General features: G+C 73.7%; 27 protein-coding genes and 3 tRNA genes. 17 read left to right on the forward strand and 13 right to left on the reverse strand.

All coding sequences use genetic code 11. The annotated features are described in order from the left end of the window. Positions 1 to 4: 4 nt before the first annotated feature. Both ABLE53_RS06235 and ABLE53_RS06240 read right to left on the reverse strand, forming a co-directional pair. Positions 5 to 1,129, reverse strand: coding sequence for a sensor histidine kinase (locus ABLE53_RS06235; RefSeq protein WP_348857877.1), 1,125 nt, complete (start codon positions 1,127 to 1,129; stop codon positions 5 to 7). Continuing rightward, positions 1,126 to 1,263: a hypothetical protein gene (locus tag ABLE53_RS06240; protein WP_348857878.1), complete on the reverse strand. Its 138-nt coding sequence runs from the start codon at positions 1,261 to 1,263 to the stop codon at positions 1,126 to 1,128. The genes ABLE53_RS06235 and ABLE53_RS06240 overlap by 4 nt, the downstream gene beginning before the upstream one ends. Here ABLE53_RS06240 and ABLE53_RS06245 point away from each other — a divergent pair. The 5 genes from ABLE53_RS06245 to ABLE53_RS06265 all read left to right on the forward strand — a co-directional run bounded on the left by ABLE53_RS06245 (position 1,262) and on the right by ABLE53_RS06265 (position 5,585). Continuing rightward, entirely contained in the window at positions 1,262 to 2,212 is a 951-nt protein-coding gene (locus ABLE53_RS06245) for an ATP-binding cassette domain-containing protein (protein ID WP_348857879.1), read from the forward strand. The genes ABLE53_RS06240 and ABLE53_RS06245 overlap by 2 nt on opposite strands. Beyond that, the gene (locus ABLE53_RS06250; RefSeq protein WP_348857880.1) at positions 2,209 to 3,063 is read left to right on the forward strand and encodes an ABC transporter permease; all 855 of its coding nucleotides are present in this window, start codon (positions 2,209 to 2,211) and stop codon (positions 3,061 to 3,063) included. Before ABLE53_RS06245 ends, ABLE53_RS06250 begins: the two co-directional genes overlap by 4 nt. Positions 3,064 to 3,095: 32 nt before the next feature. Next, positions 3,096 to 3,830: a VOC family protein gene (locus ABLE53_RS06255; RefSeq protein WP_348857881.1), complete on the forward strand. Its 735-nt coding sequence runs from the start codon at positions 3,096 to 3,098 to the stop codon at positions 3,828 to 3,830. 68 nt (positions 3,831 to 3,898) lie between these two features. Beyond that, positions 3,899 to 4,117, forward strand: coding sequence for a hypothetical protein (locus tag ABLE53_RS06260; RefSeq protein WP_348857882.1), 219 nt, complete (start codon positions 3,899 to 3,901; stop codon positions 4,115 to 4,117). A gap of 103 nt (positions 4,118 to 4,220) precedes the next feature. Then, the gene (locus tag ABLE53_RS06265; RefSeq protein ID WP_348857883.1) at positions 4,221 to 5,585 is read left to right on the forward strand and encodes a cytochrome P450; all 1,365 of its coding nucleotides are present in this window, start codon (positions 4,221 to 4,223) and stop codon (positions 5,583 to 5,585) included. On the opposite strand, the gene ABLE53_RS06270 is transcribed toward ABLE53_RS06265, so the two are convergent. Continuing rightward, complete coding sequence (locus tag ABLE53_RS06270; RefSeq protein ID WP_348857884.1) at positions 5,552 to 6,547, reverse strand: helix-turn-helix transcriptional regulator; 996 nt, start codon at positions 6,545 to 6,547, stop codon at positions 5,552 to 5,554. The genes ABLE53_RS06265 and ABLE53_RS06270 overlap by 34 nt on opposite strands. A gap of 88 nt (positions 6,548 to 6,635) precedes the next feature. On the opposite strand from ABLE53_RS06270, the gene ABLE53_RS06275 reads away from it, so the two are divergent. From ABLE53_RS06275 to chrA, 5 genes are all read left to right on the forward strand, one after another. Beyond that, positions 6,636 to 7,319 carry a histidine phosphatase family protein gene (locus ABLE53_RS06275; protein ID WP_348857885.1) on the forward strand — a complete coding sequence of 228 codons (684 nt, stop codon included), beginning with the start codon at positions 6,636 to 6,638 and terminating at the stop codon, positions 7,317 to 7,319. 72 nt (positions 7,320 to 7,391) lie between these two features. After that, positions 7,392 to 8,645 carry an L-2-hydroxyglutarate oxidase gene (gene lhgO / locus ABLE53_RS06280; protein ID WP_348857886.1) on the forward strand — a complete coding sequence of 418 codons (1,254 nt, stop codon included), beginning with the start codon at positions 7,392 to 7,394 and terminating at the stop codon, positions 8,643 to 8,645. 149 nt (positions 8,646 to 8,794) lie between these two features. Further along, positions 8,795 to 9,424: an NUDIX hydrolase gene (locus ABLE53_RS06285; RefSeq protein WP_348857887.1), complete on the forward strand. Its 630-nt coding sequence runs from the start codon at positions 8,795 to 8,797 to the stop codon at positions 9,422 to 9,424. Between the two features lie 71 nt (positions 9,425 to 9,495). Further along, positions 9,496 to 10,140 carry a LysE family translocator gene (locus ABLE53_RS06290; protein WP_348857888.1) on the forward strand — a complete coding sequence of 215 codons (645 nt, stop codon included), beginning with the start codon at positions 9,496 to 9,498 and terminating at the stop codon, positions 10,138 to 10,140. A 157-nt stretch (positions 10,141 to 10,297) separates the two neighbouring features. Next, the gene (gene chrA / locus ABLE53_RS06295; RefSeq protein ID WP_348857889.1) at positions 10,298 to 11,443 is read left to right on the forward strand and encodes a chromate efflux transporter; all 1,146 of its coding nucleotides are present in this window, start codon (positions 10,298 to 10,300) and stop codon (positions 11,441 to 11,443) included. Between the two features lies 1 nt (position 11,444). On the opposite strand, the gene cynS is transcribed toward chrA, so the two are convergent. From cynS to mobA, 5 genes are read right to left on the reverse strand one after another with little or no spacing between them, the layout of a single operon-like run. Beyond that, complete coding sequence (cynS, locus tag ABLE53_RS06300; RefSeq protein ID WP_348857891.1) at positions 11,445 to 11,903, reverse strand: cyanase; 459 nt, start codon at positions 11,901 to 11,903, stop codon at positions 11,445 to 11,447. Between the two features lie 42 nt (positions 11,904 to 11,945). Beyond that, the gene (locus ABLE53_RS06305; protein ID WP_348857892.1) at positions 11,946 to 12,530 is read right to left on the reverse strand and encodes a bacterial proteasome activator family protein; all 585 of its coding nucleotides are present in this window, start codon (positions 12,528 to 12,530) and stop codon (positions 11,946 to 11,948) included. Positions 12,531 to 12,540: 10 nt separating this feature from the next. Then, positions 12,541 to 13,524 (reverse strand): NAD(P)H-quinone oxidoreductase, encoded by a 984-nt coding sequence (locus ABLE53_RS06310; protein ID WP_348857893.1) that lies wholly within the window; start codon positions 13,522 to 13,524, stop codon positions 12,541 to 12,543. A 53-nt stretch (positions 13,525 to 13,577) separates the two neighbouring features. Next, positions 13,578 to 13,928 carry a DUF6457 domain-containing protein gene (locus ABLE53_RS06315; protein WP_348857894.1) on the reverse strand — a complete coding sequence of 117 codons (351 nt, stop codon included), beginning with the start codon at positions 13,926 to 13,928 and terminating at the stop codon, positions 13,578 to 13,580. A gap of 1 nt (position 13,929) precedes the next feature. Continuing rightward, positions 13,930 to 14,508, reverse strand: coding sequence for a molybdenum cofactor guanylyltransferase (gene mobA, locus ABLE53_RS06320; protein ID WP_348857896.1), 579 nt, complete (start codon positions 14,506 to 14,508; stop codon positions 13,930 to 13,932). 58 nt (positions 14,509 to 14,566) lie between these two features. Between mobA and ABLE53_RS06325 the strand changes: the two genes are divergently transcribed. Genes ABLE53_RS06325 through ABLE53_RS06335 form a run of 3 tightly spaced genes read left to right on the forward strand, consistent with a single transcriptional unit; the run spans position 14,567 to position 17,146 of the window. Next, positions 14,567 to 15,337, forward strand: a complete 771-nt coding sequence (locus ABLE53_RS06325) for a carbon-nitrogen hydrolase family protein (protein ID WP_348857898.1) — start codon at positions 14,567 to 14,569, stop codon at positions 15,335 to 15,337. Positions 15,338 to 15,363: 26 nt separating this feature from the next. Then, positions 15,364 to 16,860: a hypothetical protein gene (locus ABLE53_RS06330; protein WP_348857899.1), complete on the forward strand. Its 1,497-nt coding sequence runs from the start codon at positions 15,364 to 15,366 to the stop codon at positions 16,858 to 16,860. A 55-nt stretch (positions 16,861 to 16,915) separates the two neighbouring features. Further along, positions 16,916 to 17,146: a biotin/lipoyl-binding carrier protein gene (locus tag ABLE53_RS06335; RefSeq protein ID WP_348857900.1), complete on the forward strand. Its 231-nt coding sequence runs from the start codon at positions 16,916 to 16,918 to the stop codon at positions 17,144 to 17,146. A 78-nt stretch (positions 17,147 to 17,224) separates the two neighbouring features. Here the strand turns inward: ABLE53_RS06335 and ABLE53_RS06340 are convergent. Next, positions 17,225 to 17,309: transfer RNA gene (locus ABLE53_RS06340), tRNA-Ser, on the reverse strand. Between the two features lie 66 nt (positions 17,310 to 17,375). Further along, a complete protein-coding gene (locus tag ABLE53_RS06345; protein WP_348857901.1) occupies positions 17,376 to 17,756 on the reverse strand; it encodes a hypothetical protein in 381 nt (126 codons plus the stop codon). Positions 17,757 to 17,833: 77 nt separating this feature from the next. Here ABLE53_RS06345 and ABLE53_RS06350 point away from each other — a divergent pair, with 77 nt between their 5' ends. The 3 genes from ABLE53_RS06350 (at position 17,834) to ABLE53_RS06360 (ending at position 18,805) form a co-directional block, all read left to right on the forward strand. Next, a complete protein-coding gene (locus tag ABLE53_RS06350) occupies positions 17,834 to 18,319 on the forward strand; it encodes a hypothetical protein (RefSeq protein ID WP_348857902.1) in 486 nt (161 codons plus the stop codon). A 65-nt stretch (positions 18,320 to 18,384) separates the two neighbouring features. Next, positions 18,385 to 18,478: transfer RNA gene (locus tag ABLE53_RS06355), tRNA-Ser, on the forward strand. Between the two features lie 186 nt (positions 18,479 to 18,664). Further along, a complete protein-coding gene (locus ABLE53_RS06360) occupies positions 18,665 to 18,805 on the forward strand; it encodes a hypothetical protein (RefSeq protein WP_348857903.1) in 141 nt (46 codons plus the stop codon). Positions 18,806 to 18,875: 70 nt separating this feature from the next. On the opposite strand, the gene ABLE53_RS06365 is transcribed toward ABLE53_RS06360, so the two are convergent. After that, positions 18,876 to 19,877, reverse strand: a complete 1,002-nt coding sequence (locus ABLE53_RS06365) for a LuxR family transcriptional regulator (RefSeq protein WP_348857904.1) — start codon at positions 19,875 to 19,877, stop codon at positions 18,876 to 18,878. A gap of 101 nt (positions 19,878 to 19,978) precedes the next feature. Next, a complete protein-coding gene (locus ABLE53_RS06370; RefSeq protein ID WP_348857905.1) occupies positions 19,979 to 20,488 on the reverse strand; it encodes a hypothetical protein in 510 nt (169 codons plus the stop codon). Positions 20,489 to 20,625: 137 nt separating this feature from the next. Here ABLE53_RS06370 and ABLE53_RS06375 point away from each other — a divergent pair. Beyond that, positions 20,626 to 20,698: transfer RNA gene (locus ABLE53_RS06375), tRNA-Arg, on the forward strand. A 48-nt stretch (positions 20,699 to 20,746) separates the two neighbouring features. Here the strand turns inward: ABLE53_RS06375 and ABLE53_RS06380 are convergent. Continuing rightward, complete coding sequence (locus ABLE53_RS06380; RefSeq protein WP_348857906.1) at positions 20,747 to 21,106, reverse strand: ArsR/SmtB family transcription factor; 360 nt, start codon at positions 21,104 to 21,106, stop codon at positions 20,747 to 20,749. Positions 21,107 to 21,113 lie beyond the last annotated feature (7 nt).

Consider the following 21,113-nt stretch of genomic DNA (forward strand, 5'->3'; position numbering starts at 1 on the left):
GCGCTCATCGCTGCGCTCCGTCCAGGGGGATCCAGGCGCGTACGGCGAACCCGCTGTCGACCGGGCCCGCCTCGAGCGTGCCGCCCAGCCGCTCGACCCGGGCGCGCATGCCCGGGATGCCGAGCCCGCTGCCGTGCTCGCCGGCGGACCGACCGTCCACGGCTCCACCCCGCCCGTCGTCGCGGACGCCGACCAGCAGCCCGCCGCCGTCCTCTCCGAGGCGGACCTGCGCAGTCGAGGCAGCCGCGTGGCGGAGCACGTTGGTGAGCGCCTCCTGGACGACGGCGTACGCCGTCTCGCCGACCTCGCCTGACGCGCCCGCGGCCAGGCCGGGGTCGATGTCGGCGGTGACGTCGAGCCCGCCGGCGCGCACGCGGGCGAGGAGCACGTCGAGGTCGTCGAGCCCGTGCCGCGGCGAGCGCGGCGCGGCCTCGGCGGCCCCGGACGGCGCCAGCCGGCTCAACGACGAGCGCAGCACCTCGAGGGACTCCCTGCTCGTGTCGCGGATCGCCTCGAGCGAGGCGCGGACGGCCGAGGGGTCCTTCTCCAGGACGTGGAGCGCCACCCCGGCCTGCATCGCGATGACGGCGAGCCCGTGGCCGACGCCGTCGTGGAGGTCCTCCGCCATCCGCAGCCGCTCCTCGGTCGCCGCCCGCGCGGCCCGCTCCCGCCGGGTCTCGCCCCGGCCGCGCATCGCGCTGCCGACCGCCAGGGAGGCCGCCAGCAGCGCGAGGAACCAGCTCGACCTCAGCGTCACCGTGGTCGAGCTCGCGTGGTCCGCGGCCCAGTGCCCCGCCATGCCCGCGACCGGCACGGCGTACGCCAGGACGTAGGGCCACCAGCGGGCGGCCGGGCACCGGACAGCGAGCGCGTAGGCGGCGAAGAAGATGCTCAGGTAGACCGGCCCGGCGGCGTACTCGAGCCCGAAGTAGGCCCCCGTCGCGGCCGCGTTGACGAGCACCGTCGCCTCGGGCCGCTCGGCGCGCAGGAGCAGGGCGAGCACCGCGACGCCGGCGAGCGCCGCCGCTACCGGCGGGTGGCCGGTCTCGCGGCCGAGCGTGCCCGCGAGGGTGATCGCGAGCAGCACGAGCACCCACCAGTGCAGACGCAGCCACTCCTCGACTCTCACGGTGACGAATCTAGGTCCCCGCGCGCCCCCGGGCGTACGGCGCGGCGCGTGGCCGGCGTACGCAGGACGGCGTACGCCGCGGCCTCCCCGCCGCGGACGCGCTCCGGCCGCGGCCCGAGGAGGGTGGTCGGCATGAACGCACACGACACGGTCGACGGCGCACCCGAGCTGGTGGTGCAGACCCACGACCTGACCAAGCGGTACGGCGACCGGCTGGCCGTCGACGCGGTGAGCATGACGGTGCGGCGGGGTGAGGTGTACGGCTTCCTGGGACCCAACGGAGCCGGCAAGACGACCACGCTGCGGATGGTGCTCGGCCTGATCCGGCCGACATCCGGGTCCGCCTCGGTGCTCGGCCGACCGGCCGGCGCCGCGGACGTGACCGCCCGGACCGGGGCCCTCATCGAGGGACCCGGCTTCTTCCCCTACCTGACCGGCCGGGCGAACCTGCAGGTGCTCGCACGGATGCAGGGCCTGTCGGACACCGCCGTCGACGAGGCCCTCGACCGGGTCGGCCTCGGCGGCCGCTCCCGGGACCGGTTCAAGGCCTACTCGCTCGGCATGAAGCAGCGCCTCGGCGTCGCCGCAGCGCTGCTGGGCGACCCGGAGCTGATCGTGCTCGACGAGCCGACCAACGGCCTCGACCCCGGCGGCATGGCCGACATGCGGGCGCTGGTCACCGACCTCGCCCGCGGCGGCCAGGCGGTGCTCCTCTCGAGCCACCTGCTGGCCGAGGTCGAGGAGATCTGCGACCGCGTCGGCGTCATCGCCGGCGGTCGCCTCCTCACCGAGTCGACCGTCGCCGAGCTGCGCGGCGGGCGGCGGCTGCGGGTCGTGGCCGGCCCGCTCGACCGCGCCCTCGCCGTCGCGATGCGGGCGGCCGGCGACGACGGCGTACGCGTCGAGCGCTCCGACGACGGCGATGCCCTGCTCCTCGAGGTCGGTGACGACGGCGTACCCGACCTCGTCCGCGCCCTCGTCGCCGAGGGCGTCGACGTCCACGAGATCACCCAGACCGAGCGGACCCTCGAGGAGGTCTTCTTCGAGATGACCGCTGACAAGACCCTGGAGGCAGTCCGATGAGTACGACGACCCCTGTCCTGCGCGCGACCCGCGCCGACCTGCTCCGTGCGCGGCGCTGGTCGGCGGTGTGGATCGTGATCGGCGCGTGGCTGTTCCTCAACGCGCTGTTCGGCTACGTCTTCGACTACGTCACCTATGCCAGCGGCGACGAGAGCTTCTCCAACGAGGGGCAGAGCCGCGCGGAACTGCTCGCAGGCATCCTCCCGCAGGGCGTGCCCGACCACCTGGTCCAGGGCATGCCGCTGTTCGGCGGTGCGCTCATGATGGTGCTCGGCGCCCTCCTGGCCGGCAGCGGCTTCGGCTGGGGGACCTGGAAGACGGCGTACACCCAGGGCCCGTCGCGTACGGCGACCGCGGTGGGCTCCCTCACGTCGCTGACCGTCGTCGTGGCCGGGGTCGTGCTCGTCACCCTGGCCTGCGACCTCGCGATGTCGCTCGGCGTCGCCGCCCTGCAGTCCCACGACGTGGTGTGGCCGGCCCTCGGCGACCTCGCGAAGATGACGGGCGTCGCCTTCCTGGTCATGGAGATGTGGGCGCTGATCGGCTACCTGCTCGGTGTGCTCGCCCGCGGCCCCGCCGTCTCGGTCGGCCTGGCGCTGGTCTGGGCGCTCGTGGTCGAGAACCTGCTGCGCGGCGTCGGTGCCTCGCTCGGTGCGGTCGAGGCCTTCGCGAAGCTGCTGCCGGGCACGAACGCCGGCTCGCTCGTCGGCGGCATCACCGGCACGACGGGTGACAACCCGGGCGTCATCGACACCGTCGACACCACCCGGGCGCTGGTCACCGTGGTCGTCTACCTGGTCGTGGCGCCGCTGGTCGCCCTCGCCCTCGTACGCCGCCGCGACGTCACATGATCGCTCACCCGCTCCGTGGCAGGCTCGGGGCCGTGGACCCGGAGTGGCTGACGATCTACCTCGACCTCGCGCCGGAGGAGCACGCCGCCGGTCTCGCCTTCTGGGAGGGCGTCACCGGCTGGCCGGTCTCCCAGGCGCGGGGCGAGCACGGCGAGTTCGCAACCCTCGTGCCGCCGGCCGGCGACCCGCACCTGCGGGTCCAGCGCCTCGACGCGGGGCCGTCCGGCGTCCACCTCGACATCCACGTCGACGACCTCGACGCAGCCCTGGCCCGGGCCGAGGGGCTCGGCGCCCGGCTGGTCGCCCGGCCGGGCCACGCGGTGCTGCGCTCGCCGGCCGGCTTCCCGTTCTGCCTCGTCCGTGAGCGGCTGGCGGAGCCGGCCGGCCCTTCTGTGTGGCCGGACGGGCACCGCTCGCTGGCCGACCAGCTCTGCCTCGACGTCCCGCCGGCGGCGTACGACGCGGAGTGCGCCTTCTGGGCGGCGCTGCTCGGCGTCGAGGTGCTCGACACGACCGGCTCCGAGTTCCGCCGGCTGGACGTGCCCGGGCCGGTCCAGGTGCTCGTCCAGCGGCTCGACGAGGACGAGCCGGTGGCCCGCGGCCACGTCGACGTCGCCTCGGACGACCGCGCCGCGGAGGTCGCCCGGCTGGCCGCGCTCGGGGCCCGCGACGCCGGTGTCGGCGACGACTGGACGGTCCTCGACCCGCCCGCCGGGCCGGTCCTCTGCGTCACCGACCGGGACCCCGCCAGCGGCAGACACCGGTAGCCGCAGAGGTAGAAGGTCCCTGTCCGGGGCGCCGGTCCGGTGGTAGACCGGCAGTGGAGGTGACCCGCATGTCGTCCGCTGGATATCTGATCTGGTTCGTCGCGACGACCGTCATGGTGGTCGTCGTCATGGGAGTCGGGATCGCCGGTGCCGCCGGCGCGTTCGACCGACAGGACCGTGCCCGCCGGCAGGCCCTCCGCGCGGAGAGCCGCCGGATCGAGATCCCCGCACCCCGCGAGGAGTCCCCGGCCGCCGAGCATCGCCGGCCCGAGCACGAGCGCCGCTGAGGCCCGGCGACCGATCTGACCCGACAGTCAGTTAGCCCTGTCATCCCACGGGCCGACGTCGTACTGTGCGGGAGGTGAGCCCGATCACGGAAGGTGCCCTGGGATGTCGATGGTGAAGCTCTCTCCCACGCGCGGACTGCCGCGACCGGACCGCGCGGTGGGCAGACGCGTCGAGGAGAGGGTCAAGCCGTTCGTCCGCTGGGGCCTCGGCCACGGCCTGCCGCGCCTGGTGATCCGCAAGGCCGACCGGAAGGACGACCTGCAGGGCCGGCTGATCATGACGTCGACCGGGTCGCACACGTTCGACGTCGTCCCGCACTTCGACGAGCTGCGCCGGCGCGGGCCGGTCGTGAAGGGCGCGTTCAGCTACATGAGCGGATCCCACCCGCTCGTACGCGACGTGCTCGGCGGCAGCGACTTCCGCACCGGGATCGGCACCGGTGCGGGCGGGTGGACCGACCGGCTCTACGGGTGGGCCGCCACCGAGCTGTTCAGCCCGGTGGAGCCGCCGTCGCTCCTGGTGACCGAGCCGCCCGACCACACCCGCTACCGCAAGCTTGTCACCCGGGTCTTCACGGCCCGTGCGGTCGAGGGGCTGCGCGAGCGCGCCCAGCAGGTCGCCGACGAGCTGCTCGACGCCATCGACCCGAGGGACCCCGTCGACCTGGTCGAGGCCTACTGCGGCCTGCTCCCCGTCACCGTCATCTCGGAGATCCTCGGCGTCCCGACGGCGGAGCGGACCAGGATCCTGGAGCTCGGCGCCGGAGCCGCGGCCAGCCTCGACCTGGGACTGTCGTGGCGGCAGTTCCGGGACGTGGAGGCGTCGCTGCACGAGTTCGACGCCTGGCTGACCGACCACCTCGAGGACCTGCGCCGCCAGCCGGGCGACAACCTCCTGAGCCAGCTCATCGCCGTACGCGACGAGGAGGGCGGGCTGTCCGAGCTCGAGCTCAAGGCGACCGCCGGCCTCGTGCTGGCCGCCGGCTTCGAGACCACTGTCAACCTGCTCAGCAACGGCATCGCGCTGCTCTGCGAGCACCCCGACCAGCTCGCCCTGCTGCGCGAGCGGCCCGAGCTGTGGGGCAACGCCGTCGACGAGGCGCTCCGCTTCGACCCGCCGGTCCTGCTGACCGGCCGTGTCGCCGAGCGGGAGACCGAGCTGGCCGGCGTACGCATCCCGGCGGGCGCCGTCGTCACGACCGTCCTCGCGGCCGCTAACCGAGACCCGGACGTCTTCGCCGACCCCGGACGGTTCGACGTCACCCGCGAGAACGCCCGCGACCACGTGTCCTTCTCGTCGGGGCGGCACTACTGCCTCGGCGCCTCGCTGGCCCGGATGGAGGGCGAGATCGGTCTGCGCACCCTCTTCGACCGCTTCCCCGACCTCGCGCTCAGGCCCGGCGCCACCCGGCGGCCGACCCGCATCCTCCGCGGCTACGAGACCCTGCCGGCCTCCCTCCGCGGCTGAGGGACGCCGGCGTCGGCGCCGGCCGCGAGCAGCCGCCGGCCGAGCTGCGCGACGGCCTCCCGGACCTCGTCGCCGGCGGTCACCCGGAACGGCACGGGTGAGAGGGCCAGCCACTCGGCGTAGGAGTCCGGCGAGTCGGTGCTGCCGACCAGCCGGGTCCGCCCGTCCTCGGTCTCCTCGAGCCGGCCGACGTGGCGCGGGAGGCAGCGGGCCACCCGGTCGAGCGGGCCGTCGAAGAGCGCCTCGACGGCGTAGGTCCAGCCCTCGCCGAGGTGCTCCTCGACCGTGGACACCGGGTCGATCGCGGGCGGCTCGAACGACTCCTCGAGCACGTCGACCGAGGCCACCCGGTCCACGCGCAGGACCCGCCGGGCGTCGACGGTGTGGGACCAGCACAGGAGGTACCACTTCGCGTGGCGCACGACCACCGCCCACGGGTCCACCAGCATCTCGCGCTCGCGGTCGGGCCGGGTGAGGTAGCCCAGCCGGACCCGGCGCCCGGCGACGCAGGCCTGCACCAGCGCGGTCGTGATGTCGGTGTCGGGGCGGGCCGCCGAGCGGTCGGGCGCGGCCGAGGTGACCCGCCGGACCGCCTCGACGGTGCGGGCCACCGACTCCGGCAGGACCCGGGTGATCTTCCCGATGGCGCTGCCGACGGGGTGGGTCGGGTCGGCGATGTCGTGGTGGCCGTCGAGCACCGCCATCACCAGGCCGAGCGCCTCCGCCGTCGTGAACATCAGCGGCGGCGTGCGGACGCCGCGGCCGAGGCGGTAGCCGCCGTACGGCCCGCGGACGGAGACGACCGGCAGTCCGGCCTCGCGCAGGATCCCGACGTAGCGGCGCGCGGCCCGCTCGGTCACGCCGAGCTTGTCGCCGAGTCGCTCGGCGGTGATGCCGGGCACCGCCGAGATCAGCTCGAGCGCCATCAGCGCGCGGGCGGTCGGGCTCTCGTCGTACGCCATGGAGAATCCTCTGAACCGGAAGGGGAGCGTCCGGAACGGACTCTAGCGCCGGGGTGGGACAACCCCGGGACTGACAAGATGGGGGCCGATGAGACTCCTGCTGATCCGCCACGGCCAGACCCCCAACAACGTCGCCGGCGCGCTCGACACCGCCCGGCCCGGAGCCGGCCTCACCCCGCTCGGCGAGGCGCAGGCGGGCGCGATCCCGGTGGCCCTCGCCGAGGAGGAGATCGCCGCGGTCTACGCCTCGGTGCTCGTGCGGACCCAGCTCACCGCGGCACCGCTCGCGGCCGCCCGCGGGCTGGAGGTCCGTGTCGTGGAGGGGCTCGAGGAGATCGCCGCCGGCGACCTCGAGATGCACACCGAGAAGGAGTCGGTGAAGGCGTACGTCGACAGCCTCGGCCGGTGGGCCCACGGCGACCTCGGCCACGCGATGCCGGGCGGGCCGGACGGGCACGCCTTCTTCGAGAGGTACGACGCCGCGATCCGCGACATCCACGCGGCCCACCCCGACGACACCGTCGTGGCGGTCAGCCACGGCGCCGCCATCCGGCTCTGGACGGCGACCCGGGCCGTCAACGTCGGCCCCGAGCACGCCATCGAGCAGCGGCTCATGAACACCGGCCTCGCCGTACTCGAGGGCTCGCCCGACGACGGCTGGACCCTCGTGCGCTGGCAGAGCGAGCCGCTCGGCGGCCTCGACCTCGAGGACCTCGCCGCCCACGACGTGACCGGCGAGCCGGGGGACGAGGCGGTGGCCGAGGCGGAGTAGGCCGTCCCCCGTTCGGGGTAGGAGCCGGGAGTCCGGCCGCGCGCGTCCGCGCGGGCGGGAGAGGATGGGGCCATGCCCTCATCCGGATCCGCGCGCGAGATCGTCGTCATCGGCGGCGGGATCGTCGGCCTCGCGACCGCCCGGGCGCTCACCGAGGTGCTGCCCGACGCGCCCGTCACGGTGCTCGAGGCGGAGGACCGCTGGGGCGCCCACCAGTCCGGCCACAACAGCAACGTGGTCCACAGCGGTCTCTACTACCCACCCGGGTCTCTCAAGGCCCGACTCGCGCGGCATGGCGGCGAGCTCGTCATCGAGTACTGCGAGAAGCAGGGACTGCCGGTCGAGCGGCGCGGCAAGCTCGTGGTCGCGACCGCCGAGTCGCAGCTGGCCCCGATGGCCGAGCTCGCCCGGCGCGGCCGCGCCAACGGCGTGACCCTGCGCGAGATCAGCGGTGCGGAGGTCCGCGAGCTCGAGCCCGACGTCGCCGCGATCGCCGCGCTCGACATCCGCGACACCGCGATCACCGACTTCGCCGCGGTCACCACGGCGTACGCCGACGACCTGGCCCTCGCCGGCGTCGCCCTGCGCCTCGGGGCACGGGTGACGGCCGTCGACCCGCACCCACGCGGCGCCGTCGTACACACGACGGAGGGGGAGTACGACGCCGCGGTGGTCGTCAACTGCGCCGGGCTCTTCTCCGACCGGGTCGCGCGGATGTGCGGCACCGACCCGGGGGTCAGGGTGCAGCCGTTCCGCGGCGAGTACTCCGCGCTCGCCCAGCACGCCGGCACCACCGTCCACCGGCCGATCTACCCGGTGCCCGACCCCGAGCTGCCGTTCCTCGGCGTCCACGTCACGCCCGGTGTCGACGGGACCGTCCACGTGGGCCCGAACGCGGTGCCGGCGTTCTCCCGCACCGGCTACCGCTGGCGCGACGTCGACGCCTCGACCATCTCCGCCTGGTGGCGCGACCCCGGGATGCGGAGGCTCGCCCGCTCCTACTGGCGCGACGGGGCCCGCGAAGTCATGCGCTCGCTCACCAAGCCGTTGCTGGTCGCCGACGTACGCCGCATGCTCCCGGGGGTCCACGGCTCCGACCTGCGCCGCGCCGGCGCCGGCGTACGCGCCCAGGCCGTCGACGACCAGGGCCGCCTCGTCGACGACTTCGTCATCAAGACCTCGCCACGCGCCGTGCACGTCCTCAACGCCCCGTCACCGGCTGCCACCTCGAGCCTGCTCATCGGGAGGTACGTCGCCGGGCTCGCCCGGGAGGCGTACGACGGCACCCCGGCGCCCGACGTCGCCGCCGTCGTCGAGCGGGGGTGAGCGGGGGTGAGCGGGGTGGCGGGACCCCAGGTTTCCCCGGCCGGCCGGGGAAACCTGACCTTGTCGGCCATCTGAACACCCCACAACATCGGATTTCCCCTGACAACCTCCGGCGGGTCGGTCTCCAGCCGTCCGGTTCAATGGCAGGCGTGAAGGACCTCAGCCCCGACCAGGTGGCGCGACTCCGCGCCGCGCAGGAGGCCGATCCGACCTCGGTGCGGACGTTCGTGCCGGTGCCGCCGGAGGAGCGACCGCGTCGGACCCGGCGTACGGCGCGCGTCCTCGTCGTCGACGACCGCGACCGGATCCTGCTCTTCGCCGACAGCGATCCGGGGATGCCGGGACGGCACTGGTGGATGACCCCGGGCGGCGGCATCGACCCCGGCGAGAGCGACCTCGAGGCGGCGGTGCGGGAGGTCGGCGAGGAGACCGGGCTGGAGCTCGAGCCGGGCGCGCTGCTCGGGCCGATCATGGCGCGACAGGTCGTCCACGGCTACACCGACGTGGTCATCGACCAGGAGGACGTCTTCTTCGCCTGCTGGGTACCGGCGTTCGAGGTCTCCGACGCCGGTCACACCGAGGAGGAGAAGCTCACCCTCGCCCAGCACCGCTGGTGGTCGCGCGACGAGCTCCTCAGGACCGACGAGGAGATCTGGCCGGCCGCGCTGCCGCAGATGTGGGCAGACGCCGACGTACGCCGCCGTGCGGCTGCCGCCGGTGAGCCGGCCGCGCCCCCGGCCGACGGCGGCCGGGTCGAGGAGTCGACGGTCCCCGCCTGAGCCGCCCGCCGGGGTCGCCCAGGAGCGGAATGGGGGTGCGCGGCCGGGCCCGGTGCCCGCAGAATCGCGTCGTGCCCTCCCTCAGCCAGCTGCTCGTCTTCGTCGTCACCTCGATCGTGCTGATCGAGATCCCCGGCCCGAGCCTGCTCTTCGCGATCGGCCGCGCGCTCACCGTCGGCCGGCGCGACGCGGTGCTCTCCGTCGTCGGCAACGGGCTGGGGCTGCTGGTGCAGGTGCTCGCGGTCGCGGCCGGGCTGGGCGCGGTCGTCGCCGCCTCCGCGACCGCATTCACCGCGCTCAAGCTGGTCGGCGCGGCGTACGTCCTCTACCTCGGCGTCCAGGCCATCCGGCACCGCGCCGACGCACGGGTCGCACTCGAGGAGCGGGTCGCCGCCCGGCGTACGACCTCGGGCTGGGGCGCCGTCCGCACCGGCGTCGCCGTCGGCGTCACCAACCCGAAGACGATCGTCTTCTTCGTGGCGTTCCTGCCGCAGTTCGTCGACGACGGCGCGCCCGCGGCGCCGCAGCTGGTGCTGCTCGGGATCCTCTTCGCGGTGCTCGCGGTGGCGTCCGACTCCTGCTGGGTGTTCGCGGCCGGACGGGCGCGGGAGTGGTTCGGCCGGCGGCCCGAGCGACTCGACAAGCTCGGCGCCACCGGCGGGGTCATGATGATCGGCCTCGGCGCCACGCTCGCGGTGTCGGGCAACAGCGGCTGAGGTGGGGTAGTCCGGGACGAAACGGTCGCTCTACTCGCGAGTAACCGACCGTTTCGTCCCGGACTACCCCGCCCGCGCCCGCACTCACCGCATGACCGCGACCCGCGGGCACGGCGCGTTCACCCGCGGGCGCGGCGCAATGGCTACGCTCCGCGCCATGGAGCGGCCGGGCATCGGCGAGGTGCTGCGTGAGTGGGGCCGGATCGGCTGCCTCGGCTTCGGCGGCCCACCCGCCCACATCAGGCTCCTGCGCGAGCTGTGCGTCGAGCGCCGCGGCTGGATCGGGGAGGCGGAGTTCGAGGACGCGATCGCCGCGTGCAACCTGCTGCCGGGGCCCTCGTCGACGCAGCTGGCGATCTTCTCCGCCTGGCGCGTCCGCGGCGCGGTGGGCGCGGTCGCGGGCGGCCTCGCCTTCATCGTCCCGGGCCTGGTGCTCATCCTGGCGCTGGCGGCGCTCTTCCTGGGCGACCCGCCGGACTGGGTGCTCGGCGCCGGGGCCGGCGCGGGCGCGGCGGTCGCCGCGGTCGCCGTCCAGGCCGGCTGGGCGCTCGCCCCCTCGTCCTGGCGGCGTACGCCGGCGCGCCCGCGCTGGATCGCGTACGCCGCCGCGGGGATCCTGGCGGCCGCGACCCTCGGACCCTGGGTGGTGCTCGTGCTCGTCGGGTGCGGCCTGGTCGAGCTCGCCTGGCAGCACCCGGGCCACCGGCGTTCAGACCAGCCGCTCGCCGTCGCGGTCTGGCCACTGCTCGCGACGGGCACGCTCGGCGCCGGGGTCGCGCTGCCGCTCGCCTGGACGGCGCTGAAGGTCGGCGCGCTTTCGTACGGCGGCGGGTTCGTGATCATCCCGCTCATGCAGGGCGACGCCGTCGACGAGCGGCACTGGCTCACGTCGGCGGAGTTCCTCAACGCGGTCGCGCTGGGCCAGGTCACCCCGGGTCCGGTCGTGCACACCGTGGCCGTGGTCGGCTACGCGGCCGCCGGGCTGCTCGGCGGGCTGCTCGCCGCGGTGGTGGCGTTCGGCCCGTCGTTCGCGTTCGTGCTCGGCGGTGGCCGTCACTTCGACCGACTCCGCGCCTCCCCGCTCGCGCGCGCCTTCCTCGACGGCGCCGGCCCGGCTGCGATCGGCGCGATCCTCGGCTCGGCCGTCCCGCTCGCCCGGGCGATCGAGGAGCCGTGGCAGTGGGTCGTCCTGGCCGCGGCCGGCGTGCTCCTCCTCGTCCTCCGCCGCGGCGTCGTCCTCACCCTGCTGCTGGCCGGGACCGCGGGGCTCGTGGTCGCCCTCGCCGGGGGACCACTGCCCTGACTCACCAGTGGTAGTCGAGGAACTTCCCGTCGAAGGTCACGACCACACGGTCGCCGCTGGGGTCGGGGCGGCGGGCGATGTCGACCTTGAAGTTGATCGCCGACATGATCCCGTCGCCGAACTCCTCGTGGATCAGCGCCTTGAGCGCCGGGCCGTAGACGGCGAGGGCCTCGGTGAACCGGTAGATCGTCGGGTCGCTCGCGAGCGCCGGGTCGAGCCCCCGGGCGGGCTGCTGCTGGAGCGCCTCGACGACCGCCTCGGAGAGCCCGAGGAGCGAGCCGACGGTGGCCGCGTCCTCGGCGCTCATCGGCTGCTGTCCGAGCAGCGCCGAGGTCGTCCAGACGAGCGGCCTGTCGATCGCCGTCGCCAGCTCGGCCCAGGTCCTGCCCTGGCGGATCCGCGCCGAGTCGACGTACGCCGCCGCCTCGGCCTTGCTCATGATCGGGGTCGCGTCAGCCATGGCCCGATCCTGCCGGGACCAGATGACGCGGGCGTAACGCCGCTACAGATACATCCCGCCGGAGTCGCCGCGGCGCCCCTCCTCGGGCGGCTGCCCGCCGGGCTGACCGGGCTGGCCCGGCTGACCGGGCGCGATCTGGACGCCGGGCGGCAGCGCGCGTCGGATCTGCTCGAACTGCGCCCGGGCCGCCACCTGCTGGGCGTAGATCGCGGTCTGGATGCCGTGGAAGAGGCCCTCGAGCCAGCCGACCAGCTGGGCCTGGGCGATCCGGAGCTCTCCCTCCGACGGCGTCTGCTCCTCGGTGAAGGGCAGCGAGAGCCGCTCGAGCTCCTCGACGAGCTCGGGCGCGAGGCCGGACTCCAGCTCCTTGATGGAGGCCTCGTGGATCTCCTTGAGCCGGTTGCGTGAGGCCTCGTCGAGCGGCGCGGCCTTCACCTCCTCGAGGAGCTGCCGGATCATCGAGCCGATCCGCATGACCTTCGCCGGCTGCTCGACCAGCTCGGTGACGTCGCGGTCGTCGCTCTCCCCGTCCTGCGGCCCGCTCTCGGGCTGAGGCGGGAGGCCGATGGGCTGCCCGTCGGGGCCGATGACGACGACCTGTCCTGGCTGGGGCTGCTGCTCCGTCATGCCTCCCACCCTAGCCAGCCGGTCGCAGCAGGATCTTGCCGCTGTGCTCGCCGGACTCCATGAGCCGGTGCGCTTCGGCGGCCCGGTCGAGCGGGAGCACGTCGTGGACGATCGGGCGTACGTCGCCGGAGGCGACCAGCGGCCAGACGTTCTCGACGACGGAGCGGCAGATCGCGGTCTTCCCCTCGACGGGCCGGCCGCGGAGGTTGGTGGCGATGACCGCGGCGCGCTTGCGCAGCAGCTTGTTGATGTCGAGCTCGGCCTTGGTGCCGCCCTGCAGGCCGATGATGACGAGCCGGCCCTCGACGGCGAGGGCGTCGATGTTGCGGTCGAGGTAGGCCGCGCCCATGTTGTCGAGCACCACGTCGACCCCGCGGCCCTCGGTCTGGTCGGCGACGACCCGGACGAAGTCCTCCTCGTGGTAGTCGATCACCACGTCGGCGCCCAGCTCGGCGCAGAGCGCCGCCTTCTCGGGCGTGCCGGCGGTCGTGAACACCCGCGAGCCGAGCGCGTGGGCGAGCTGGATGGCCATCGAGCCGATCCCGCCGGCGCCGCCGTGGGCGAGCACCGACTCCGAGGACTGCAGTCCTCCGATCATGAACACGTTCGACCAGACCGTGCACGCCACCTCGGGCAGCGCCGCCGCGGTCACCAGGTCGACCCCCTCGGGCACCGGCATCACCTGGCCGGCGGGCACCGCGACCTTCTCGGCGTACCCGCCGCCGGCGAGCAGCGCGCACACCTCGTCGCCGACCTTCCAGTCGGTGACGTCGGCGCCGACCACGCTGACCGTGCCGCTGCACTCCATCCCGATGATGTCCGAGGCGCCGGGCGGGGGCGGGTAGAAGCCCTGCCGCTGCAGGAGGTCGGCGCGGTTCAGCCCGGCGGCGGCGACGTCGATCACGACCTCGTCGTCGCGGGGCTCGGGGTCGGGCACCTCGGTGACGGTGAGGACTTCGGGCTTTCCCGGCTGTTCGGCGATGACGGCACGCATGGCACCCAGCCTAGGGAGGCCGCGGCGGTGGGCTCCGCCGGCCTCACCCGGCGTCAGTCCACCTCCGCATCCTCGAGCTCCTCCTCGAAGTCGTGCATGACGTCCTCCGGGACGTCGTCCTCGCTGTCGTCGTCGGCGGCTCGCGGCTCGGGGGCGCGTACGTCGGCGGGCCGGTCCCAGCCCTCCGCGAGGGTCTGGACGCGCGCGGCCAGGCGCTCGACCCCGTCGGGGTCGGAGTCGGTGACCCCGGCGGCGTAGCCGAGGAGGTACGCCGTCACGGGAGCCGCCGGCCGCTGCACGTTGTCCGCGACCGTCTTGGTCAGGTCAAGCACGAGGCCCTCGTCGATCTCAGCCTCGATGTCGAGGGAGTCGCATACCTCGTCGATCCAGTCGTGCAGATTCACGTCACCCAATGTCGCGCAGATCGGTCCACGTGTCGATGTCCTTGTGCTCGTCCGCCACAGCGGCCACATCAGCCACGTCGAGGGGGTCGAGAAATACCCGCAGCGGCATCCCGTGCTGGCCTTCGTGGTCGGGCCGCACCCGCTGGACGGCGGCGGTCTCCAGGACCAGCGCGAGCTGGCGCCGGCCGTCCGGCCCGACCAACGCGGCACCGTCCCGCCCGCGCGCCCCGGCCCGGAGACGGCGGAACGTGTCGGGTGTCAGATGTGGCATGTCGACGGCCACCACGGCGACGTACGCCGTCGGGCTCCTCAGCGCGTCGAACCCGGTGAGCAGCGCCGCCACGGGGCCACCGTGCCGCGGGTCCTCGCGGGTGAACGTCACCGGCCGTTCGGTCGGGACCTGGTCGCCGACGACGACGACCTCGGAGGCGTCCACGACGGCGTCCAGCGCCCAGGCCAGCAGGGTCCGACCGTGGAGCTCGACGCCGGCCTTGTCGACCCCGTCGAGCCGGGCGGCGCGACCCCCGGCGAGCACGATCGCGGTCCACGGCGTCCACTCCGGATCCAGCCCTGAAGTCACGGCGGACATCGTGCCACGCCCTGTCGACGCTCCGGGCTTCCGTGGCAGGGTGGGAGGCGTGACCTGGGACAGCCTCCGGATCGGACTCGTGCAGCAGGCGTCCGGCCTTGAGCCGGACGTCAACACCAAGCTGCTCGACGAGCTCGCGCCGCGCGACGCGGACCTAATCGTCTTCCCGGAGGTGTTCCAGCGCGACTTCGGCAAGGCCGGCTCCGACATCTCGCCGTACGCCGAACCGCTCGACGGACCGTTCGCGACCGAGGTCGCCCGGGTCGCCTCCGACCGCGGCGCGACCATCGTGGCCGGGATGGTCGAGCCCTCTGATGACCCGGCGCGGCCCTACAACACCCTCGTCATACGCGGTGCCGTGGAGGCGTCCTACCGCAAGATCCACCTCTACGACTCGTTCGGCTACAAGGAGTCCGACAACCTCTGCGGCGGACCGCTGGAGCCGGTCGTGATCGACGTTGAGGGCGTCCCCGTCGGGCTCATGACCTGCTACGACCTGCGCTTCCCGGAGCTCGCCCGGGCGCTCGTCGACCGCGGCGCCGAGGTGCTGCTGGTCCCGGCAGCCTGGGTCGCCGGCCCGCGGAAGGTCGACCACTGGCGGACGCTGCTGCGCGCCCGGGCGATCGAGAACACCGTGTACGTCGCCGCGGCGGGTCAGTCCGCGCCGAGGTACTCCGGTCACTCCATGGCCGTCGACCCCCTCGGCGACGTCCTCGTGGAGGCGGGCGACGACGACGAGGTCGTCACCGCGACGATCGAGCGCGAGCGGCTGGAGAAGGCGCGCAGCCTGAACCCGTCGCTCGCCAATCGTCGGCTCTGATCCCCGATGGCCTACCCTTCGGACCCATGAGTCGAGCCGCCCCCCGACGCCGCGCGGAGAAGCAGCGGCGGGGTCGACGGGCTGCTCAGCCGGTCAAGGCGTACGTCGATCCTGGCTCGCCCGACGCCGTCACCCGGTTCTCCGGCTGGCCGGCCGAGTCCGTCGCGACCCCGGACGGGACGGATCGGGCCGAGGAGCGTACGACCGGCACGGGCCGGCGCGCCGCTCGACGCGTCAAGGGCCATGACCGCGGGCACGACCACGCGAACGGCGCGGTCGGCAACCAGGTCAACGGCCACCCGACCGGCCACGGGACCGGCCACGTCGTCGACGGCGATGCCTACGAGACCGCGCGTACCCAGGTGCCCGAGGTGCCCGAGGTGCCCGAGGCGCCCGAGGCGCCCGGGTCGCCCGAGTCGCGCCGACCGAGCGCCGGGAGCAGCCCGCTGCGCACGACGGCGTACCTCCGGACGCGGACGACCACGACACCCCTCGAGCCGCAGCCTGGGATCGCCGGCCGGATCGGCCTGGCCGCGCTGACGCTGCTCTGGCTCGCGGTGGTCGGCGCCGGCCTCGCCGGGCTCGCGGCGAACGCCCTCGACCTCGGGCCCGAGCTGCTCGGTGGCGCCGGCGCGGTCGCCGTCGCCACGGCGTACACCTGGTTCCTCGCCGCACGCACCGGTGGCCGGCCGCTGATCTTCGCGGGCCTCGCCCTGGCCGTCGGCGCCGCCGTCCTCGCCCTCGACCGCGACGAGCTGCGCAGCGGAGCCGCCGTCGTGACGGCAGCGATCGCCGCCGTGCTCGGCGTGATGGCCACGGTGCCGGCGAGACGCTTCCCGCAGGTCGTGCGGGAGACCGTCGTCGCGGTCGTGATCGCCGCGATCGGGACGGTCGCCGCGCTCGGCTTCGAGCCGGTGGTGACGGTGTCGCGCTTCCAGTACGCCGTCCTCGCCTGCTCCCTGGTCTGCGCGTTCTTCCTCGTCTACCGTCTCGGCGCCGGTCTGCACGGCCTGGGCCGGCGGGGTGTGATCGTGGTGGTCGTCGGTGGCGTGATGCTGGCCGTGACGCTGCTGTACGCCGAGATGATCAGGCGGTACGGCGCCCCCGGGCTGGTCGTCTCGCTCCACGACGGCGTCGCGTGGTGCCGCGACCACCTCGGTGGCTACCCGCGGCCGATCGAGGCCCTGCTCGGCATCCCGGCGCTCGCGTGGGGCACGCACATGCGAGCCCGGCGGCGGCAGGGCTGGTGGGTGTGCGCCTTCGGCGTCGCGCTGACGGCCCCGGTCGCGTCCACCCTCCTCAACCCCGACCTCGGCATCCTCGAGTCGCTGGTCTCGGTCGGCTACAGCCTCGTGGTCGGCCTGCTCATCGGCTTCGTCGTCATCCGCATCGACCTGCTGCTCACCGGTGGTCGCGGCGCCGTCGTGCCGAGCGGTCGTCCGGCCGGCCGGCGGGCGGCGCGGGAGGCCGAGGACGCCTCCGCCGTACGCCCCGAGCCCGGTCGCACCCGCGCCCTGCTCTGACGCCGGCCTCCGCCCGAGTCCGGCCTACCGATGGGTAGGGCATACCTTTCTGACCATGCCGCGCAACCCCGTCACCGCCGTCACCGCAGAAATGGTCGCCAACGTCATGAGCGTGGCGGTCTCCCCGGGGGACGACGTGCAGGCCGGCGACACGGTGGTGCTGCTCGAGTCGATGAAGATGGAGATCCCCGTGCTCGTCGAGCAGCCCGGCACCGTCTCCGCCGTCAAGGTGGCTCCCGGCGACGTCGTCCAGGAGGGCGACGTGCTGGTCGAGATCACCCGCTGAGCGATCTCGCCTCCGCGCAGCAGCCGCCACGCCCGGCCGACGCCCCCTCTGGCGGCGCCTCGCTGGCGCTCGCCTCCGCAGAGGGGGCGGGATTCGAACCCGCGGTAGGTCTCCCTACGACCGCTTTCAAGGCGGTTCCGATAGGCCACTCCGGCACCCCTCCGTGGCCGGTCGCGACCGGCCACGGACCCGAGTGTAGGGCCCGAGTGTCGGGAGAGTACGCCGCGGATCAGTCCTCGCCGCCGAGCTCGAGCTCGACCTCGTCGTACGCCAGGTCGTTGAGCCGCTGCACGTGGTGGTTGAGGTCGACGACGAGCCGGCGCAGCTCGGCGCGGAGCCGCTCCACGTCGGGCCGGTCGAGCACGTCGGTGCCGAGGTGGGCGACGCGGCTCAGCAGGCTCCCGCGCTCGCGGAGGGCGGTGCCTCCGCGTGCGGCCAGCCAGGCGTTGCCGGCGGCCGTGACGGTGTCCTCGGCCGCGAGCGCGTCGCGTACGCCGCCCAGCCGTTGCCGGACCGACCAGCGCCAGTTGCCGACCGGCGTGCCCGGCCGCGGCGGCGCGATGGCCTGCTCCAGAGCGCGCAGCGCCTCCGTCATGGCGGGACCGGTCATGCGACGAGTGTGACCCAGGTCACCAAGGGCGGCAAGAGGATGCGGCGGTCGGCCGGGACCGGGGTGACAATGGGCGGGTGCCAGCTCCGACCAGCCCCGACGACGTCGTCCACTACCGCCTCGCCCCCTCCGTCGCGGCCCGCTTCCTCGGCGCCTCCGTGGTCGCGCTGGCGGTCGTCGTCTTCGTCGCGACGGCGGTGGTCGCGCTGGTCGGCGCAGACTTCGGCATCGTCCTGCTGGTGGCCCTGCTCGGCCTCGTCGGCGTGCTCACCTTCGGCTGGTGGCTCCGCGCCAAGGCGTACGTCGTCAGGGCGGCGACGCAGGGCTACTCGGTGCGTCTCGTGCGCGGTGCCGGCGTACGCGAGGCGCGCTGGGCGGACGTCGCCGAGGCGGTCACCTCCTCGCCGCGAGGTGTCCCGTGCCTCGTCCTGCGGCTCAAGGACGGCCGCACCACGACGATCCCCGTCACCATCCTGGCGATCGACCGCGAGGAGTTCGTCCGGCGGATGCAGCGCCACCTCGGCGGCTCCGTCCGTCGGCTCAGTCCGAGTGATCTGGGCTGAGGCCGGCCGGGACCTACAGATTCGTCCTCGGACCCGGTTGCCTTGTAGCCTGTGCGGGCTGTCGGGGAGGCGTCGCCTAGTCCGGTCTATGGCGCCCGCCTGCTAAGCGGGTTGAGGGCTACACCCCTCTCGCGGGTTCAAATCCCGCCGCCTCCGCCAGCCGGCCCCCTTCCTCCGGAAGGGGGCCTTCCCATGTCGTGACGGCGGTCACCCCAGCGCTGCACCTTTGTGCAGTGCAGATTTATGAGGGAGACGCCGACTAGGGCGCTGCAAGCACTTGCAGGCAGACTTCTCACTGCCCGGTGGTCTGCCCCGTCGGGTATTCCGAGACAACAAGGACACACCATGAAGATCGTTCGTAAGTTCGGCATCGCCCTGGCAGCCGTCACCGCTGTCGGCGTCAGCGTCCTGGGGATCTCGGCCCCGGCCCACGCTGACACGAGCTGGGGCCGGCCCGGCGTGGTCGCGACCGGCGTCTTCCGCTGACAAGGGCTCTTCACACGAACCGGAGGCCGCTGGCCTCCGGTTCGTTCCTTCGGGGCCGGCGCTCCTGCTGTTACGGCTCGTCGGTCCCTGTGACCCCGAGCCGGCCGATCGTGTAGCCGAGCTGGAAGCGGGTCTCGGCCTCGAACTCCTCCTTGAGGTCGGCGACGTAGCCGGCGTAGGTCCGGGGGCTGACGCCCAGCCGCTTCGCGGCGGAGGGGTCGGAGTGGCCCTCGATCAGCATCCGCATCGTCATCGCGCGCTGCTCGGCAGCGATGTCCCTCATCACCGAGGTGTCGCTGCTCGTGAACGGGCGGGCCCGCTCCCACGAGCGCTCGAAGACGTCGACGAGGTAGCCGACGACGGTCGGCTCGCGGATCGCGAGAGCGGAGTCGAAGCTCTCCGGGCTCGGGATGACCGCGATCCGGCGGTCGAAGACCAGCATCCGGTTGAAGAACTCGTCGAGCGTCCGCACCTCGGCGCCGAGCTCGGTCACGGCGGCGACGTACTCCCGGGTCACCGTGCTGCGCCTCGCCGCGTGCTGGTAGAGCGTCCGCATCGTCGCGCCCCGCTTGAGCAGATCGCTGTCGGTCTGCAGCGCCCGCGCCAGGTCGGCCCCGGTGTCTCGGCCCGTTTGCGGCTGCGCCGTGAGGACCTCGTCCTGGCACTCCGCGACGAGGCCGGCGATGAAGGGGCTGATCTGGTCGCCGTGGACGTAGGTGAAGGGGCCCCGCCCCGCCGCGGCGGGCGCGCGTCGCCAGACCTGGGAGACGCTGGCGAAGTCGTGGGCCCACTGCGAGGACTCGTCGAGCAGCCGGGCGCCCTCGGCGCCGAGCGGGGAGACGATCCGGGACTGGACGCTGGCCGGGTCCTCGGGCCGCCAGAGCGGTTGGCCCTCGCTGTCGAGCCGGAGCAGACCGAGCCTCACCAGGAGGTCGAAGGCGGGCTTCCACTTGCCGTCCGGTGTGATCCGCTCGTCGTCCTCGGCGATCCCGCCCGACTCGACCGCAGCCTCGTAGAGGGCCATTCCCTCGTTCTCGAAGAGCGCGCGGTCCTCGGGACCCAGAGCCTCCACCGTTCACCTCCCCACCGAGCCGGTGCGACGATCCTGTCACAAGGCATGCCCGCGGACGAGGAGCCGAAACGCCGCCAGGATCCCCTGGGCCTCCGACCGGGTCAGCCGCGGTGACGGCGTACGTCGAACCTCGTCGCCTTGACCTTGAACTCGTGCGCCTCGTCCTGGACCGTCTCGGCGTACCACTCGCCGTGGCCACGGAGCGTGTACTTCCCGGCGCGCCGGTAGTCGCAGAGCTGGAAGTACGACGTCCCGCGACCCGAGCCGGCGTAGGGATGGTCCCGGGTGATGACCTTGCCGCCGGGTCCGACGACCTCGACGGTGAGGTACCAGCTGTCGGTGGGCACGTCGAGGTCGTAGCGGTAGGTGTGGTGGTGGCAGCCGGTGCGCAGCACCACGTCCTTCGTGTGGAGGCTGCCACCGGCCCTGGGCTCGGGATCGGGCTCCTCGACGAGCGCGCCGCGTACGCCGTCGACCACCTCGCCGACCGTGTCGCCCACCGTCCCGACCAGATTCCCGACCGGCCCGCTCGGCAAGCCGCTCTGCAAGCCGCTCTGAAGACCGAGCGGGAGGAGGGCCAGCGCTGCCAGGGAGGAGGTGCCGCGTCGCATGCCGGTGAGTGTGACACGGTGTCGCACTATCTTTGGAGGTGCCGACGCCGTGCCCTTGGTCACGCGGGTCCGCCCGGACCCTGAGGATTTCGGCTCGTGCCCGCGCGTCCGCTACTCTTCTCTGGTCGCATGACGCTGCGCCTGTAGCTCAACGGATAGAGCATCTGACTACGGATCAGAAGGTTTGGGGTTCGAATCCCTACAGGCGCGCAGATGGCCCCGGCTGACCGACAGGTCGCCGGGGCCCTGTCGTTCCCGCTACTTCTCGGAGGACCCGAGCGCCGCGGCGAGCGAGGTCAGCATCTCGGGCACGACCTGGTAGTAGGCCCACTTCCCGCGCTGCTCGCGGGTCGCGAGGCCGGCCTCGACGAGCACCTTCATGTGGTGGGAGACCGTCGGCTGGGAGAGGCCGACGGGCTCGGTGAGGTCGCAGATGCACGCCTCGCCCTCGGGAGCGGCGGCGATCAGGGAGAGCAGCTTGACCCGGGTCGGCTCGCCCAGTGCCTTGAACATCCGCGCGAGCGTCTCGGCGGTCGCGTCGGTGACCACCCCGCCGGTGACCGGTGAGCAGCAGGCGGCGATGGCGTCGGGCTCGATGATCGGCAGGCTCGCGGGCATGGACCGA

This window comes from Nocardioides asiaticus, from assembly GCF_040049175.1.
Lineage (GTDB): Bacteria > Actinomycetota > Actinomycetes > Propionibacteriales > Nocardioidaceae > Nocardioides > Nocardioides cheoyonin.

What these genes read in the sequence shown, in the direction of transcription:
- ABLE53_RS06245 (WP_348857879.1), top strand. Translation starts at nt 1,262, where the DNA reads ATGAACGCACACGACACGGTCGACGGCGCACCCGAGCTGGTGGTGCAG.
- ABLE53_RS06240 (WP_348857878.1), bottom strand. Translation starts at nt 1,263, where the DNA reads ATGCCGACCACCCTCCTCGGGCCGCGGCCGGAGCGCGTCCGCGGCGGG.
- ABLE53_RS06250 (WP_348857880.1), top strand. Translation starts at nt 2,209, where the DNA reads ATGAGTACGACGACCCCTGTCCTGCGCGCGACCCGCGCCGACCTGCTC.
- ABLE53_RS06260 (WP_348857882.1), top strand. Translation starts at nt 3,899, where the DNA reads ATGTCGTCCGCTGGATATCTGATCTGGTTCGTCGCGACGACCGTCATG.
- ABLE53_RS06265 (WP_348857883.1), top strand. Translation starts at nt 4,221, where the DNA reads ATGTCGATGGTGAAGCTCTCTCCCACGCGCGGACTGCCGCGACCGGAC.
- ABLE53_RS06270 (WP_348857884.1), bottom strand. Translation starts at nt 6,547, where the DNA reads ATGGCGTACGACGAGAGCCCGACCGCCCGCGCGCTGATGGCGCTCGAG.
- ABLE53_RS06275 (WP_348857885.1), top strand. Translation starts at nt 6,636, where the DNA reads ATGAGACTCCTGCTGATCCGCCACGGCCAGACCCCCAACAACGTCGCC.
- lhgO (WP_348857886.1), top strand. Translation starts at nt 7,392, where the DNA reads ATGCCCTCATCCGGATCCGCGCGCGAGATCGTCGTCATCGGCGGCGGG.
- chrA (WP_348857889.1), top strand. Translation starts at nt 10,298, where the DNA reads ATGGAGCGGCCGGGCATCGGCGAGGTGCTGCGTGAGTGGGGCCGGATC.
- cynS (WP_348857891.1), bottom strand. Translation starts at nt 11,903, where the DNA reads ATGGCTGACGCGACCCCGATCATGAGCAAGGCCGAGGCGGCGGCGTAC.
- ABLE53_RS06305 (WP_348857892.1), bottom strand. Translation starts at nt 12,530, where the DNA reads ATGACGGAGCAGCAGCCCCAGCCAGGACAGGTCGTCGTCATCGGCCCC.
- ABLE53_RS06310 (WP_348857893.1), bottom strand. Translation starts at nt 13,524, where the DNA reads ATGCGTGCCGTCATCGCCGAACAGCCGGGAAAGCCCGAAGTCCTCACC.
- ABLE53_RS06330 (WP_348857899.1), top strand. Translation starts at nt 15,364, where the DNA reads ATGAGTCGAGCCGCCCCCCGACGCCGCGCGGAGAAGCAGCGGCGGGGT.
- ABLE53_RS06335 (WP_348857900.1), top strand. Translation starts at nt 16,916, where the DNA reads ATGCCGCGCAACCCCGTCACCGCCGTCACCGCAGAAATGGTCGCCAAC.
- ABLE53_RS06345 (WP_348857901.1), bottom strand. Translation starts at nt 17,756, where the DNA reads ATGACCGGTCCCGCCATGACGGAGGCGCTGCGCGCTCTGGAGCAGGCC.
- ABLE53_RS06360 (WP_348857903.1), top strand. Translation starts at nt 18,665, where the DNA reads ATGAAGATCGTTCGTAAGTTCGGCATCGCCCTGGCAGCCGTCACCGCT.
- ABLE53_RS06370 (WP_348857905.1), bottom strand. Translation starts at nt 20,488, where the DNA reads ATGCGACGCGGCACCTCCTCCCTGGCAGCGCTGGCCCTCCTCCCGCTC.
- ABLE53_RS06380 (WP_348857906.1), bottom strand. Translation starts at nt 21,106, where the DNA reads ATGCCCGCGAGCCTGCCGATCATCGAGCCCGACGCCATCGCCGCCTGC.